11 protein-coding genes and 2 tRNA genes are annotated in these 14,621 nt (G+C 71.4%); 7 read left to right on the top strand and 6 right to left on the bottom strand.

Going from position 1 to position 14,621, the window contains the following annotated elements; all coding sequences use genetic code 11:
• Positions 1 to 30: 30 nt before the first annotated feature.
• On the bottom strand, positions 31 to 2,121 hold the full coding sequence (locus OIC96_RS05795; protein WP_330308953.1) for a HEAT repeat domain-containing protein: 2,091 nt from the start codon (positions 2,119 to 2,121) through the stop codon (positions 31 to 33).
• 98 nt (positions 2,122 to 2,219) lie between these two features.
• Positions 2,220 to 3,101 carry a hypothetical protein gene (locus tag OIC96_RS05790; RefSeq protein ID WP_330308954.1) on the bottom strand — a complete coding sequence of 294 codons (882 nt, stop codon included), beginning with the start codon at positions 3,099 to 3,101 and terminating at the stop codon, positions 2,220 to 2,222.
• Between the two features lie 142 nt (positions 3,102 to 3,243).
• On the opposite strand from OIC96_RS05790, the gene OIC96_RS05785 reads away from it, so the two are divergent.
• A complete protein-coding gene (locus tag OIC96_RS05785) occupies positions 3,244 to 4,290 on the top strand; it encodes a LacI family DNA-binding transcriptional regulator (protein ID WP_330308955.1) in 1,047 nt (348 codons plus the stop codon).
• Between the two features lie 24 nt (positions 4,291 to 4,314).
• On the opposite strand, the gene OIC96_RS05780 is transcribed toward OIC96_RS05785, so the two are convergent.
• On the bottom strand, positions 4,315 to 4,983 hold the full coding sequence (locus OIC96_RS05780) for a TetR/AcrR family transcriptional regulator (RefSeq protein WP_330308956.1): 669 nt from the start codon (positions 4,981 to 4,983) through the stop codon (positions 4,315 to 4,317).
• 103 nt (positions 4,984 to 5,086) lie between these two features.
• Between OIC96_RS05780 and OIC96_RS05775 the strand changes: the two genes are divergently transcribed.
• Entirely contained in the window at positions 5,087 to 5,926 is an 840-nt protein-coding gene (locus tag OIC96_RS05775) for a patatin-like phospholipase family protein (protein WP_330308957.1), read from the top strand.
• 199 nt (positions 5,927 to 6,125) lie between these two features.
• Here OIC96_RS05775 and OIC96_RS05770 read toward each other — a convergent pair whose 3' ends face one another.
• Positions 6,126 to 6,917, bottom strand: coding sequence for a VOC family protein (locus OIC96_RS05770; RefSeq protein WP_327435308.1), 792 nt, complete (start codon positions 6,915 to 6,917; stop codon positions 6,126 to 6,128).
• 270 nt (positions 6,918 to 7,187) lie between these two features.
• On the opposite strand from OIC96_RS05770, the gene OIC96_RS05765 reads away from it, so the two are divergent.
• Complete coding sequence (locus OIC96_RS05765) at positions 7,188 to 7,436, top strand: WhiB family transcriptional regulator (RefSeq protein ID WP_327433618.1); 249 nt, start codon at positions 7,188 to 7,190, stop codon at positions 7,434 to 7,436.
• Between the two features lie 36 nt (positions 7,437 to 7,472).
• Here OIC96_RS05765 and OIC96_RS05760 read toward each other — a convergent pair whose 3' ends face one another.
• Entirely contained in the window at positions 7,473 to 9,944 is a 2,472-nt protein-coding gene (locus OIC96_RS05760; protein ID WP_330308958.1) for a hypothetical protein, read from the bottom strand.
• A gap of 96 nt (positions 9,945 to 10,040) precedes the next feature.
• On the opposite strand from OIC96_RS05760, the gene OIC96_RS05755 reads away from it, so the two are divergent.
• The 4 genes from OIC96_RS05755 to OIC96_RS05740 all read left to right on the top strand — a co-directional run bounded on the left by OIC96_RS05755 (position 10,041) and on the right by OIC96_RS05740 (position 12,786).
• Positions 10,041 to 10,113: transfer RNA gene (locus OIC96_RS05755), tRNA-Ala, on the top strand.
• Between the two features lie 12 nt (positions 10,114 to 10,125).
• Positions 10,126 to 10,197, top strand: a tRNA-Ser gene (locus tag OIC96_RS05750).
• 28 nt (positions 10,198 to 10,225) lie between these two features.
• Positions 10,226 to 11,572, top strand: a complete 1,347-nt coding sequence (locus OIC96_RS05745) for an SDR family oxidoreductase (RefSeq protein WP_330308959.1) — start codon at positions 10,226 to 10,228, stop codon at positions 11,570 to 11,572.
• Entirely contained in the window at positions 11,569 to 12,786 is a 1,218-nt protein-coding gene (locus OIC96_RS05740; protein WP_330308960.1) for a ribonuclease inhibitor, read from the top strand. Before OIC96_RS05745 ends, OIC96_RS05740 begins: the two co-directional genes overlap by 4 nt.
• Here OIC96_RS05740 and OIC96_RS05735 read toward each other — a convergent pair whose 3' ends face one another.
• Complete coding sequence (locus OIC96_RS05735) at positions 12,787 to 14,601, bottom strand: AAA family ATPase (protein ID WP_330308961.1); 1,815 nt, start codon at positions 14,599 to 14,601, stop codon at positions 12,787 to 12,789.
• Positions 14,602 to 14,621: the final 20 nt, after the last annotated feature.

Here is a 14,621-nt window from a genome sequence, read left to right as displayed (position 1 = left end):
CTGAGCGGGGTCAGGACCGGAAGAGGCCCGCTAGTCGCCGAGCGCGGCCACGATGGTCCGGCAGTCCCTCAGCAGTGCCTCGTCCGAGGCCACGTCGTAGCGCATGTTCCCTGTTGAGTTGTCGTTGTTGTGGCGGCGGACGGACGCCAACTCCTCACGTATGAGGGGGAGGGCGGGGGTGGCCGCCGGGCCCATCTCGACCAGACAGGCCGCCGTGGCCGGGCGGCTCCTGGGCGTGGCCGTCCACTCGCTCAGCAGCACCGGGAGCACCTCCTCGGCGTCGCCGGTCACCTTCCACAGGGCGACGGCCTCGGGGGCGTTCGTGCCGTGGGCCGCGATCAGCTCCCGAAGCCGCGGGGCCAGCGGGGCGCCGGCAGGGCCGAGCGAGCGCAGGATCCGCAGGGCGGCCGACCGCCCGTACCAGTGGTCCGAGTCCAGGCCCTCGCGTACGACGGGCAGCACCGGCTCGACCTCCCCCGTCACCGCCCAGAGCGCCTCCGCCGCGTCCAGCCCGACCTCGGTCGAGGCGGTCTCGTCGGTCACCAACTCCCTTAGCCGCGGAGCTGCTTCGGCCGCCGCGCGGCCGTACTGGGTGAGGGCCCGAAGGGCCGACCAGACGGTCATCCTGCCCTGCTCGTCCTGGAGCAACCCGATGAGCAGCGGCAGCGCCTCGGCCGGCGCGAGCACGCCCAGCGTGTCGATCAGGCGCCCCTTGTCCTGGCTCCGGTCATCGGACGGGAGCGCGGCCAGCCGGCGGAGCAGCACCGGGCCCAGCGGCGCCGCCGCCTCGGGGCCGATCTCCTCCACCCACCTGGCCAGGTACTCCGGTATGTCGCCGCCCTCCGCCATGACGTCGACCAGTGCCGGCACGGCCCGCTCGTCTCCCTGGAGGGCAAGCGCCTCCAGCGCCCTGCCGTAGAGCGTCCGCTGCCAGCCGCCGGGCTCCCACTCCTCGTCCCATTCCTCGACGCATGCCACGAGGACGTCCGCGACGATGCCGGCGATCGGGGCCACGTAGGACAACTCGCCCAAGGCCCGTTCGGAAAGGTCGGGTTCCTCTTCCGCGAGTTGCCGTGCGACCAGGAACACGGACAGGTCGTTCGGCGCGCGCCAGCCCGTCAGCAGCAGGCCGCTCATGCGGACGGCTGCGACGCGCTGGCCCCAGTCCGGGCTGCGCAACTGTTCGTTGAGCAGGTCGAAGCGCTCCCCGGTGCGGTCCCCGAGGGCTCTGTGCAGCTCTTCCAGCAGATCGTCGGCCAGATCGGCGTCGACGCTCTTGCGGTGCCCGGCTTCGAGCTCCCGGAGATAGGACACCATCGTGTCCGTGCGCGGCCGCTCCGGCTCCGGTGCCTTCTCCTCCTCGGCTCCGTGCTTCGTCTCGTACGCGAGCCGCATGACGTCGACCGCCAGCTCCGCGGTGTTCGCCGGCAGCAGACTCGGCGCGCAGCGGGCCAGTTGGGCGAGCCCGGTCATGCGCAGCTCGGGGTCGGTCGTGTGGTCCACGACGTCCCGCAGGACCGGCCCCGCCTCGGTGCCGAGCGTCTCCGCGTGATCGACGGCGAGTCTGCCGATGGCGCGCGCGAGGGCCCGTACCGCCTCGGAGTCGGCCTCGACGGACAGCCGGTCGCGCAGCGTGGCGAACACCCGCGCGGGGTCGGAGTGCAGATGGGCCAGCGCACCCGGAAGCGCGGCGCGCAGCTCCGCGTCCGGATCGTCGAGCAGGTCGAGGAAGAAGTCCGCGCGCCCGCGGATCAGCGCGGAGGCGTCGAGGAAGGGCCGGATCCACTCGGCGTCCTCCTCCTCGTCCTCGAAGATGCCGCCCAGTTGCCCGGGATCGGGCTCCGTCTCGCCCGCGATGCTGCGCAGCAGACCGACGATCGCGTCCCGGTCGGCCACGGTGGGCGTCGCGATCAGTTCGAAGAGGAACGGTATGCACGCGACCGTGCTGTCGTACACATCTCCCTGGTGGTGCACCGCCCCGTACATCCCGTCCAGCGCGATGTCGCGCCTGGCCGGGTCGTCCGAGGCGAGGCCCCACAGCAGGTCGGGCACGTCCGTCGCCGACTCGGTGTAGGCGTGCCCCATCGACGCCCAGTCGACCTCTTCGATCCCCGTGAACACACAGACCTCCCCGTCCCCAGCGGCGTACGGCAGCCACCGATCACAGCATGCCGCACGCCACTGACAACGGCTCGGACAGGACGGACGCCCCCGAGCGCTTACCTGATGTCCAGTACGGCCCAGTCCGTGCACGGTTCTTCCTGCACGTAGATACGGGGGCCGCGGCAGACGACGCTGCGCAGGCCGAGATCGGCGCCGTCGGGGCGGACCAGGCGCCCGTACGCGACTGGCTCCACCGCGTTCAAGGTGATCCGGCAGTCGACGATCGCGCTGTGGTCGTCCCCGTAGGGGCTGAAGAACAGGACGCGATCGGCGTGGACGGCGAACCCGCTCGCTCCCTTGACCGGATTCTTGCGTGCGCGCACGACACGGTCGCCGCGGATCTCCAGCAGCGGGAAGTTCTGGTAGGGGCAGGCCCAGACGGCCCGGGTGTCGACGTTCAGGGCGTAGCAGTCGGAGATCGTGCCGTGCTCGGGCCCGGGCTTGTACTCCCACAGCGGGACGCCGGTGCTGCTCCAGCGGCGCAGGCCTGGCCAGCTCAACTCGTCGCTTCCGTATACGCCTTCGTCGAAGTAGCCGACCCAGAGGTCTCCGGCCGCGTCGGCCAGGAGATCTTCGATGCCGTCGCCCACGCGGAAGGTCGATGAGGACCGCCCCAGGGCGTCGAAGACCTGGACGTGCTCTTCATCGCGCCGGCTGCGGGCGCTCGCGAGGACGAAACCCCCGTCGGGCAGCGCGTCGAGCTTGGTGAACCGCGCTCGCACCGCGCTGAGATGCGTCTCGTACGTGCGGCCGTCCTCGACCGTCACGACCACGGCGTCGTAGGGCTCCTGGGCGCGAGGCTCGGGCGGACGCTCGGTCAGCAGCCAGTGGGCGCGCCCGAAGGCGTCCACCGTGCTGTGCAGGATGTGCAGGTCCCGATAGGCGCGCGGGAGATGGGCGTACCCGGCCAGCCGGGTCGCGGGGCGGTCAGGCCTCATGGGCCTTTCTCGTGGTCATACGGCGATCTTCGGCGTACCCGGCTCCCTGGCGCAAGCCGATTTCGATGATCCGGGAGCGCTCTCACGAAGTGACTGGTGGCGCGGCTATCCTGACCCGCAACCGCCGATGAGGAGCCCCGAGGTGACCGATACTGCGTCGCGCCCCACACTGGAGGCCGTGGCCGCCCGGGCCGGAGTCTCCCGGGCCACCGCGTCGCGCGTCGTCAACGGCGGTGACGGCGTGCGCGAACCCCTCGTCGAACGGGTCAGGCGGGCCGTCGAAGAGCTCGGTTATGTTCCCAACCAGGCTGCGCGCAGCCTCGTGACGCGGCGGCACGACGCCGTCGCCGTCGTGATCGCCGAACCGGAGACCAGGGTCTTCACCGACCCCTTCTTCGCCCTCCAACTCAGGGGTATCAGCAAGGAGTTGACGGCACACGACTCGCAACTCGTGCTGCTGCTCACGGAGGGCCGCGACGACCACGTACGCGTGGGCCGCTATCTCGCCGGCGGCCATGTCGACGGCGCCCTCGTCTTCTCGCTGCACCTCGATGATCCGTTGCCCGGACTGATCCACGGAGCGGGCGTGCCGACCGTGTTCGGCGGCCGGCCCGGCTGGGGCGACGGCGCCCGCAACTCCGTACCCACGGTGTATGTCGACTGCGACAACCGGGGCGGAGCCCGCGAGGCCGTACGTCACCTCGTCGGGCTCGGGCGTACGCGGATCGCGCACATCACCGGCGCCCTCGACCAGACGTCCGCGGTCGACCGGCTGGACGGGTTCGGGGACGTCATGGTCGACGGCGATCCAGCGCTCGTCGCCGAGGGTGACTTCACGCCCGCGGGCGGCGAGCGCGCGATGCGGGAGCTGCTGGAGCGCCGCCCCGACGTGGACGCGGTGTTCGCCGCGAACGATCTGTCGGCCTCGGGAGCCCTGCGCGTACTGCGCGAGCGGGGACGGCGCGTGCCCGACGACGTCGCCGTGATCGGGTTCGACGACATGCTGCCGATCGCCGAGCAGACGGACCCGCCCCTGACATCGGTCCGTCAGGACATAGAGGAAATGGGCCGGTTGATGGCTCGACTCCTGCTGCGCCGCCTCGACCGCGGGACCGGGGACGAGAGCCTGGGAGGCGATCCGTCCAGTGTGGTGTTGCCGACGACGCTCGTACGAAGGGTCTCCGCCTGAGCCTGGGGGCTCCTTCTCGTTCAGTCAGTTCCGGTGTGGCCCCAAGTTCCCCAGGACGTCGCCGAGTTGGGCCGCTGTGAGCGAGGGCTCGGGCAGCGGGGCGGCGGTCGGGGAGGCGCGCAGGCCGTCGAGGAGGAGGGCGAGCGGGCGGCGCCAGGCGTCCGGTGCCGTGGCGGTGAGCGCCGGGACGGCGCGGGAGAGCGCGGCCAGCGCGAAGAGGAGGTCCTCGGTGCTGAGATCGCCGCGCACCGTGCCCTGTTCGCGGCCTCGGCGCAGGAGTGCGTCCACCGTCTCCCGGTTGTGGGCGTGCACGGCCTCCAGCGTGGCGACGCCCTCCAGTCGCGTGGTCATCAGGTCGATCGCGCCGCGGTCGGCGGCCAGTCCGGTGAAGACCGTCTCCGTGTAGTCCAGTAGCGCCGTCCAGGCGTCCTCTGCCGTCCGGGCCCGCTCACCGACCGCCATGGTCCCCGTCAGGGTGTCCTGGAAGACCTCGTCGACGAGCGCGGCGCGGCTCGGGAAGTGCCGGTACAGCGTGGCGTTTCCCACGCCGGCCCGGCGGGCGATCACGTCCAGCGGCGCGTCAAGCCCTTGTTCCGCGAACACCTCGCGGGCCGCCTCGACCAGCAGCTCGCGGTTGCGCTGGGCGTCGCGCCGCCGTGGTGCCGCATCCGGCCCGTTCGCGCCGAGCGTCATGACCTCACCCTCCGGTAGTACCGGGGACCATTCCCCGTTATCGATGATATCGTTGGCTCAGGAAGTGGGGAGTACTCCCCACTTGAGGGGGAGGGGTGGATCGATGGGGGACACGGCGCTGGTACTCGGCGGTGGCGCGTGGGTCGGCGGGGCGTGGATGGCCGGAGTGCTCGCCGGACTCGCCGAGGCCGGTGTCGAGGTGGCGGCGGCCGATGTAGTGATCGGCACCTCCGCGGGCGCGATCTTCGGCGCCCGGCTCGCGTCCGGTGTCACCGCCGCCGAGCTGTACGAGGTTCAGCTCGGCGGTGTGGACCCCATCGGTCTCACCGTCACCCTGGGGCAGACGGCTCGCTTCCTGTGGGCGGCACTCGGCTCGCGGGACCCGAGGCGTTCCGTCCAGCGCCTCGGCCGCGCCGCGCTGGCCGCCCGAACCGCCCCCGAGTCGGAGGTCTTCGGCGCCGTCGGCACCTTGCTCGGCGGCGTACGGCAGTGGCCCGAGCGGGAGTTGCGGATCACGGCGGTCGACGCGCGGACCGGCAACCTTGAGGCGTTCGACTCGTCCTCGGGCCTGACCCTCCTCGAAGCGGTCGCCGCGAGCTGCGCGGTGCCCGTGATCTGGCCGCCCGTCAGCGCCGGGGGGCGCCGCTGGATGGACGGCGGCAGCCGCTCGACCAGCAACATCCATCTCGCTCGCGGCTACCGTCGCATCGTCGCGATCTCACCCATTCCGAAGGCGGTCGGCCCACACCCGAGTGCCCAGCGGCAGGCCGCCGAACTGGCCGCGGACGGGGCCCGCATCAGCCTCCTGACCCCGGATGACACCGCCCGCCGCGCGATGGGCCGCGACATGACGGACAACTCCCGCCGCCCGGCCGCCGCCCGCGCGGGTCACGCCCAGGCCACCGCCCTCGCGGAGTCCGTGGCCGAGGTGTGGCACGGCTGATGCCCTCACAGGCCCCTGACGCATAGGCCGTTGTCCGGGAAAGGGCCTGCCCGGCGGGGAGTTGGCGTGCACCAGGCGCGTCCGGTGACGGGTGCTCTCGCCCTCGTACCAGTCGGTCCGCGTCGACCCGTCGCCGTGCGCGGGAGTCGACGACGCATCGGTGGGGCCCCGGTGTACCAGGACCCCACCGATCCGGGCCTCAGCTCTGCTGCGGCGCGCTCTTGATCACCGCGAAGCGTGCCCCGTACGGGTCGGCGAGCTTCGCGATGCGGCCCACGCCCTCCATGTCCGTCGCCGGCATCCGGACGGTGCCGCCCAGCTCCTGGGTCTTGCTGACCACGGCGTCCGTGTCGCCGACCTCGAAGTACGGCAGCCAGTACGCGCCCGACTCGGCCTCTACAGGGTCGTCGGCCAGTGGGACGACGCCGCCGAACATGGCCTCGTCCTCCGTCCCCGCGGGGTTGATACAGGTGTAGGTCCCGCCCGGGAACGGCATCGCCGAGGTGTTCCAGCCGAAGACCGAGTCGTAGAACGCGGCGGCCGCGGCGATGTCCGGGGTGTACAGCTCGACCCAGCACAGCGAGCCGGGATCCCCCGCCACGTCCAGGCCCTTGGTGCGGGCCGGCTGCCAGATGCCGAAGGGCACGCCCGCCTCGTCGGCCAGGATCGCCATGTGGCCCTCGCCCATCACATCCATGGGCTGCATGAGCACGGCGCCCTTGGCCTGCTCCGCCGCCTTGGCCGTGGCCTCGGCGTCAGGGCTCTGGAAGTACACGGTCCAGGAGGGCGGGCCCTGCTCAGGAGTGGTCTGCATGCCGCCGGCCACGGTCTTTCCGTCGAGCTGGAAGAATCCGTAGCCTCCGGCGTCCGGTCCCGCCGACTGGAACTGCCAGCCGAAGAGGCCTCCGTAGAAGGAGATGGCGCCGTCGATGTCGGATGTGCCGACATCCAGCCAGTTCGGCGCGCCCGTGACAAAACGGGTGGTGAGCATCATTGCCCTCCTTTGAGGGGTCCCGTTGCCTGCACTGCCGAGTCTTGCACCGCCCACTGACAATCGCTGCCGGAGCGCGCGGGCGGCATGGGGCGACGACCACGATTACCCTGGGTGACCGAGAGAGTTCGCCTTGTTTTCACGCTCCCCGCGCGCCGCCGTGCGCTGTCCCCTTCGGCGGCGCCATCATCAGAGGCCGCCGGGCACATCGGAACGCGCCGTTGATCGCGCGTTGATCGAACGTTTTTCGCCCCGAGGCACGATCTTGCCATGCACCTGGAAACGATCACTCCGTCCGACATCGCCTGGCAGCAGCAGGCGCTGTGCGCGCAGACGGGGGCCGACTTCTTCTTTCCCGAGCCGGGCAGCTCGGTGCGCGAGGCGAAGCGCATCTGCGGGATGTGCGAGATGCGCTCCGCGTGCCTCGAATACGCGCTGAGCAACGACGAACGCTTCGGTGTCTGGGGTGGCCTCTCCGAGAAGGAGCGCCTCGGCCTCCGGCGCACCGACCACAACTGACCGGGTCCTTGTCGCCGTACGACACCAGCTACCCCCTCAGTCGTACGACACCGTGAACTGCCACGTCCCGGCCGGTATCTGTACGTCGTTCCCCGTCACCGTCAGCTGCCGTCCGTCCGCGGCCGCCGACCGCACCGCGCCGAACCGGCACGGATAGACGAACCGCACCCGCTCCGGCGCCTGCGTGATGTCCACCGTCACCGTCCGCGCGACCGGATCGTGCGTGAGCCGGTATCCGAACGGCTCCCCGAAGAGCGTGGGCGCCGCGTCCACCGCGACCCTTTCGCCCGCCGGCACCCAGTGCGGGCGTACGCCCGGCGCGATGTACACATGCGGATCGCGGTCCTCGTCGGCCTCGAAGAAGAGGATGTCGCGGATCAGCAGCAGATACTCGGCGGCTGCCCAGCCGTGCGGCATGTCGCCCATGTACCAGTGCCGGTACGGGACTTCGGCGAAGTCCGAGGCGATGGGGAAGGCGTGCTGCTCGTTCCACGCGCCCAGCGCGGCGGGCCGCCCCGCCGTCTGCGGGAAGCCCGCGCCGACCACCCAGCCGAGCAGCTCGTCCATCCGGGATGGGTCGCCGGCGAGGAGACAGGCGTGCGCCAACTGGAGGGTGAGATACGGCCCGTACGCGTTCCAGGCCGCCTCGTGACGGTAGCCGCCGGTCACGAAGTGGGCGTACATCGTGTCGAGCGTGCAGCGTGCCGCGCGGTCCACGTCGTCGCCCAGCTTGCTGCCCATGTGCAGGCGCAGCGGATGGAAGTACGCCGCCGCGCCGATCAGTGTCGAGTCGAGCCGTCCGACGTCGTCGGGGCCGGTCGGAATGTACGTCTCCCACGCGCCGCGCGAGCGCTGCTCGCCCAGCACCCAGCGGATCGCGTCGCCGGTGGCCCGCTTCAAGTCGTCGAAGGTGCCCCAGAGTTCGGGTACTTCGGGCGCGCCGATCCGCTCGGCGAGGCGGGCCGCCTCATAGAGCCCGGCCAGCGCCCAGAAGTCGTCCCAGAAGTGCCGCTTGTCGCGTTCACCGAGGTGTTCGGCGCTCCAGCCCTGGTGCAACAGCCCATATCCGTCACGGTTGTCACGGATCCAGCGGGCGGCATCGCGCACGTACGGCACATACAGCTTCGCCCCGAAAGCCGCGGCGGCCCCGCTCGTACGGTCGAAGCGGCCGATCGCCCACAGCGCCTGGCCGTTGCTGTCCCACTCGTGGTCGTCCTTCTCGTGCGGGCCGCCGTAGAAGCCGTACTCGGCGCAGGGCCCGACGCGCCCGCCGCCCAGGTTGAACTTCAGCGGATAGTGCGTGCCCAACTGGGTTTCCGCCAGGGCGGAGTCGCCGACGAGAGAGCACGCCGTAGCCTCCACCGACGAGTCGCGGATCCAGAACGAGTCGTACACCGTGGGGCCCGGATGGATCTCACCCCCGTCGGAGAGGATCAGCAGCTGCGAGCGCGCCTGCCGGAAGAGGTCGGTCAGATGACCCACCGGGCGCGGAAGTTGGGGTTGCAGGCCTTGGCCGAGAAGCTTGGCCGTCCAGAAGTCCCGGTTGGCGGACTCCAGTTCGGCCGCCGGGGTCGCCCGCAGCTCCGCCAGATCGGCCGGCCCGCTGAACAGGTCCACAGGCAGCCGTACGTCGATCTCGAAGACCTCGTCCTCCGCGACCCGGAACGGCCAGCCGAACACCGCGCTGCACAAGCCGGCCACCTGGTCCTGCGCCTCCACCGCGCCGTTCAGCTTCCCGCCCGTCACAAGGTCGTGGAACGGGCTGTGCGAGACATACGCGTCCGGGTCGAACGAGAAGTCCGGATTGCCGTACACCCCGTACTGGTCGGGCGCGGTGTCGAAGACCGGTCCCCAGCCCGAGTTGGTCTCCACGCGCTGTTCGTCCGGCAGATGGCGCAGATACGTGAGGCGGCGGTCGGTGATCTGCCGGCCGTTGCGGTCGTGCCGCTGGAAGCCGCTCGGCCCGGCCGGCATCAGCGCCGCGCAGAGCAGCCCCTCGCGCGGCTGCCCCGTCGGGCTGCCCACGGTAACCCGCGTGACGACGAGGTCGCGCTGACGCGGGCCCACGGTCGTGGCGAACGTCCGCTGGACGAACTCCACGTCCTCCGGCGTACGGAAGGTGGTCAGCACGACCGGCAGATGCGGGGCCTCCATACGCTGCTCGACGCTTCCGGTGTCCGGCAGTTGAGGCAGCCGCAGTGCGCCGGTCGCCGGGTCGTACAGGAAGAACGAGAGACAGTACTTGTCGTAGACCGGCTCGATCTCGCCCGCCTGCCCGATCAGGGACTCCTGGCGATGGTCCTTGACGCCGACCATGTTCCAGTAGCGGTACAGGGCATTGGAGGCGAAGGCCGCCTCCTTCGAGTCGTACGTACCGGCGTCGAAGTCGTCGCTCCAGCGCCGAAAGGCCTGCTGAGCCCACCAGGGCACGGGATACGGGACCTGCGCCCGCCCCGCCCAGCTGCGCCACATGACCTCGTAGAACATCCACTCATGGGTCTGGGCCATGGTGTTCACCCCCTGGGGGCACCGTTGCACCGCGGAGGCGGGCCGTAAATCGGTACGGCGGGTCAGTGTGCGTGCGGTTAAGATCCGGGAGCGCATCCGGGCGTAGCGCAGAGGCAGGCGCACCTGCATGGCATGCAGGATTACGCCGGTTCGAATCCGGCCGCCCGGACCCGCGCGCGTCGGTCCTGTAGAGCAGAGGCAGACTCGCCGCCTTGCTCAGGCGGATACGCCGGTTCGAATCCGGCCGGGACCACTTCAGCGCACAGTCGGGGCGGGGACACATGAGTGAGGGCGGCGGGATCACGGAGGACGAGCTGGCGGCCTTCCACCGTACGGTCGGAAAGCTGCGGGCGCTGTCCGTGGACGACCCGGTGCGGCTGCGGGCCGAGCAGGTCGCCGCGTCCTTCGCGCGTGACGGGCGGGTGCGCAGGCGCAAGGTGCGCGGCGCCGAGCTGTCCGCCGCCGACGCAGCCGCCATGGCGGCGACCGCGACGGGTGCGCTCGACCGGCGGGAGGACGCGCCGCTGGCCCACCATCACGGTGCGGCCCGTGCGGGAGGCGTCTTCAGCAAGCCGCGCACCTGCTATGTCTGCAAGGCGTCCTATCGACAGGTCGACTCCTTCTATCACCGGCTGTGCCCGGACTGCGCCGCCGACAACACCGCCCGGCGCGCCCTCGCCACCGACCTGAGCGGCCGCCGTGCGCTGCTCACCGGGGGCAGGGTCAAGATTGGCTTCCAGCTGGCCCTGATGATGCTGCGCGACGGCGCCGAACTGCTGGTCACCAGCCGTTTCCCGCACGACACCGTGCGCCGCTTCCGGGCCGAGCCGGGGAGCGCGAAGTGGCTGGACCGGCTGACGGTACTGGCCGTCGACCTGCGTGACCCACGGCAGGTCCTCGGGCTGTGCGAGCAGCTGCGGCAGGAGGGCGAGCCGCTCGACATCCTGGTGAACAACGCCGCGCAGACAGTGCGACGGCCCCCGGAGTCGTACGCGTTGCTGACCGCGGGGGAGTACGCCGGGCTGCCCGAGGGAGCCCGGCAGGCACCGGGGTTCACGCCGATGCGCGCGCTGGAGGGAGGCCCCTCGGCGCTGCCCGTCCTGCTGCGCGAGGCCGACGAGGCGGGCCTGCTGCCCGATCCCTCCCCGGACAACTCCTGGTCGGCCCGGCTCGGCGAACTCGACCCGGCCGAGGTGCTGGAGACCCAACTGGTCAACGCGCTCGCCCCGGCGCTGCTCTGCGACCGGCTGCTCCCGCTGCTCCTCGCCTCGCCCCACCCGCGCCGCTATGTCGTCAACGTGACGGCCGTCGAGGGCCGCTTCGCCGTCCGCAACAAGATGGCCGGCCATCCGCACACCAATATGGCGAAGGCCGCCCTCAACATGCTCACCCGCACGAGCGCCGCCGAACTGGCGCAGCAGGGCGTGCACATGTGCGCGGTCGACACCGGCTGGATCACCGACGAGAACCCCGCTCCCAAGAAGGAGCGGATGGCGGGTGCGGGGTTCCGTACGCCGCTGGACATCGTGGACGGGGCGGCCCGGGTGTACGACCCGATCGTGCGCGGTGAGGCGGGAGAGCCCCTGTCCGGCGTGTTCCTCAAGGACTACCGGGAGGCGGAGTGGTGAGCGAGCCCGATCCGGAGACAGAGCCGGAGTCCGGGGCGAAGTTCGCGGGCGTGCCGCCGGTCGTGCCCCGCCCGGTGGCCGAACTGGCACCGCTGCTCGACTGGTTGCGCGGTGGCCGTCCGGCCGGGGAGCGGCTGGACTTCACGGCGGGTACCGCGCTGCCCGACGGCCGGCTCGACCTGTGCAAGCAGGGGATCGGAGCGCAGGGTGCCGCGCTGGTCGCCGAGGCGCTGTCCGAGCGGTCCGAAGGGCCCTCCCCCGTAAGGCACTTGCTGCTCGGAACCGACGGGCTCGGCGACGAGGGCGCCGCCGCCGTGTCAGCGGGCGCGGACGTCGAGACGCTCTACCTCGGCTGCAACGGCATCACCGCGGGCGGCGCCTGCCGCATCGCCGACAACCTGCGCGCATCGCCACGCGTCGTCACCGGGGTGTGGCTCAAGCGCAACCCGCTCGACAGCGGGGGAGGGCAGGCCGCCGCCGAACTCATCGAAGCCGCACGGTCGTTGCGCACCCTCGACCTCGTCCAGACCGGGCTCGACGCGGCGGGCACGGTCGTCCTCGCCGACGCCCTCCTCGCCGCGGCGGAGAACGGCCGCCGCATCGAGCGGCTGTTCATCGGCGGCAACCCGTTGGGCGCGGACGGCGCCGTACCCCTCGCCGCGCTGATCGTCGCGGGCGCGATCGGCGAACTCTATGTGTCAGCGGCGCGGTTGGGCGACGGGGGCGCGCTCCGGCTCGCCGCCGCGCTGGAGCGGGCGCCGCACGGACGGCTCGGCCGGCTCTCCGTCGCCAGCAACGGCATCGGGCCGGGAGCCGCCGCCCGACTGGTGACAGCGGCGACCGCGGCCGGGGTCACGCTGCTCGACCTGGGGCGCGTACGGGCGGCTGCCGTCCTCGGCGCGGCCGACAACCGTGTCGACCTCACGGCCGCCGAGGCGATCGCGGACGCCCTCGCGAGCGCCGAACACCGCCTCACCCACCTGGTCCTCACCCACACCGGCATGCGCAGCCGCGAGGCCCACCGCCTCCTCGACACCGCACCGAGCGCCGTCACGGCCACCCGCTTCGTCCTCGGACAAGGCATCGCGACCAGCGTCAAGCGGCGCCTGGAGGCGCTGAGCGCGCACGTCCCGATGCCGTCGGTCCCGGCCGACGTCGCCGCCGTACGCAGCGTGCACCGCACGGCGCCCCCGGACGGCGACGACCACCGGTGATCAGCGCCGCATGCCCATGAATATCTCCGTCCAGAACCGCTGCTGCTCCTGCGTCGCCCCCACCAGATACGTCGCCCGCAGTTTCGGCGGCAGCAGCGGCACAAGGCGGGCCACCACCTTCCGGTGCTTCTTCAGCTGGGACAGCTCGGCGTTGGCAAGCACCTGGTGCACCACATCGCTGTCATTGGCACCCTCGTCGGAGTGCTCCGCCGCGCGCCGCAGCCGGGCCTCCCAGGCGTCCGCCTCGCGCGCGAGCTCGCGCAGACCGGTCACCGGGCGTCCGCTCAGGCGGTCGACGAGCGCCGTCAGCGGCACCGGGGCGTACTCGCCGTCGCCGAGATAGACCGTCGCCATCTCCAGTGGCAGCCCGCGCCGGTGCAGCTTGATGAGGCGCTCCAGGGTCCGCTTGGTGATCCAGGCGCGGCCGTCGTCGTCGATGTCGTGCTTCCACCACTCCAGGACGGTCTCGGCGTCCGAGCCGTACCGCGCGAGCAGCCACTCATTGGCCGGGATGTCCTCGGGCTCGACCGTCAGCGAGGCCGTGAAACGGGTCGCCTGAGCGATGTTGTTCCGCGAGACCAGGAGCTTGCGGCCCAGGTGGTAGGGCGGATTCTGCACGGCTATCTGCGCCCGCAGGTTCTCGATCCGGCGCCCCGCCAGCGACCACTCCTGGGTGATCTCCATCAGCTTGGCGAAGGCGGCCTTGTCCTTGGGGCGGTTGTACTCGTCCCAGACGATCGCCTTCGGCTCGGGCCCCGTGAAGCCCGCCGCGAGCAGGTTGTCCAGCGTGCCGTCCGCCGACGGGATCGGCGCGCACAGGTCCTCGACATTGGTCACCGGCAGCGAGAAGTACAGCGGCTCCCGGCCCAGCCCCTCGCGCACCGTCTCCCGTACGAGCTCCGTCTTCCCGCAGCCCGGCGGGCCCTGCAGCAGCACCGTCCAGCGATTGCGCAGCGCGGCCCGCAGGACCTGACGGACGGGATCGGGGATCGTCGACGGATTGGACACGCCCACGTGCTCGGCGATCCGGTCCAGGATCTCGGCCGTACGGTTCTGACCGGGCTTTCCGTCCGGGCGGGGCTCGACGAGCCGCAGCCGCTCGCCGCCCACCAGCGGCAGGGCCCAGCGCAGCGGGAAGCCCTCCCGGGCGTTGGCCAGGACATGGTCCAGCGTGCGCGGCGACAGCCGTTCGCGGAGCGTGGGGCTGAGGGACGCCCACAGGGAGAACACCGGATCCAGGTCCCATTCGCGGTACTTGGCCACGAGATGGCGCCGCCACGAGGTGTCGTTCGCGGTGATCCGCATCGTGACCATGCGGTCCAGGAGCGCCAGGTCGCTGCGCCGCGCGGAGGTCTCGCCCAGCGACTCGTTGTCGGTGAGGAAGACTCCGATGCAGCCCAGGGCGCGCAGATCGTGCTCGCCCAGCGTCCAGTTGCAGGCGATCTGCATCAGCTGCGACTGGATCGTCTCACCGGCCTGGAGCGAGTCGTCGATGAGCAGCACGAACGGCGTGCCGGGCTTGAGCTGGCTCATCACCAGCTGGCGCAGCACGAGTTCGCCGGTGCGCGGGTCCCGTACCGGCGCGTTGACGAGCAGGTCGTCCGGGGTGAGGTTCGCCGCGGGTACGTAGACCAGCGTGGCGTCGGGGTGGGCGCGCGCCACATGAGAGAAGAACGTCGCCGTCTTGCCGATGCCGTGCTCGCCGAAGATCTGGCCCGTCTGCCCCATGTCGATCAGCGCGTCGATGAACGACTCGAGGCGGGAGGGCGCGGGTGCGGTGCGGTCGGGGTGGGTGGGGTTGATGGCGGTAGTCATCCGTCCTGGTCCTGTGCTGT

Source organism: Streptomyces sp. NBC_00775, assembly GCF_036347135.1.
Classification (GTDB): domain Bacteria; phylum Actinomycetota; class Actinomycetes; order Streptomycetales; family Streptomycetaceae; genus Streptomyces; species Streptomyces lutosisoli.
This window is presented reverse-complemented; position numbering and strand designations above follow the sequence as displayed.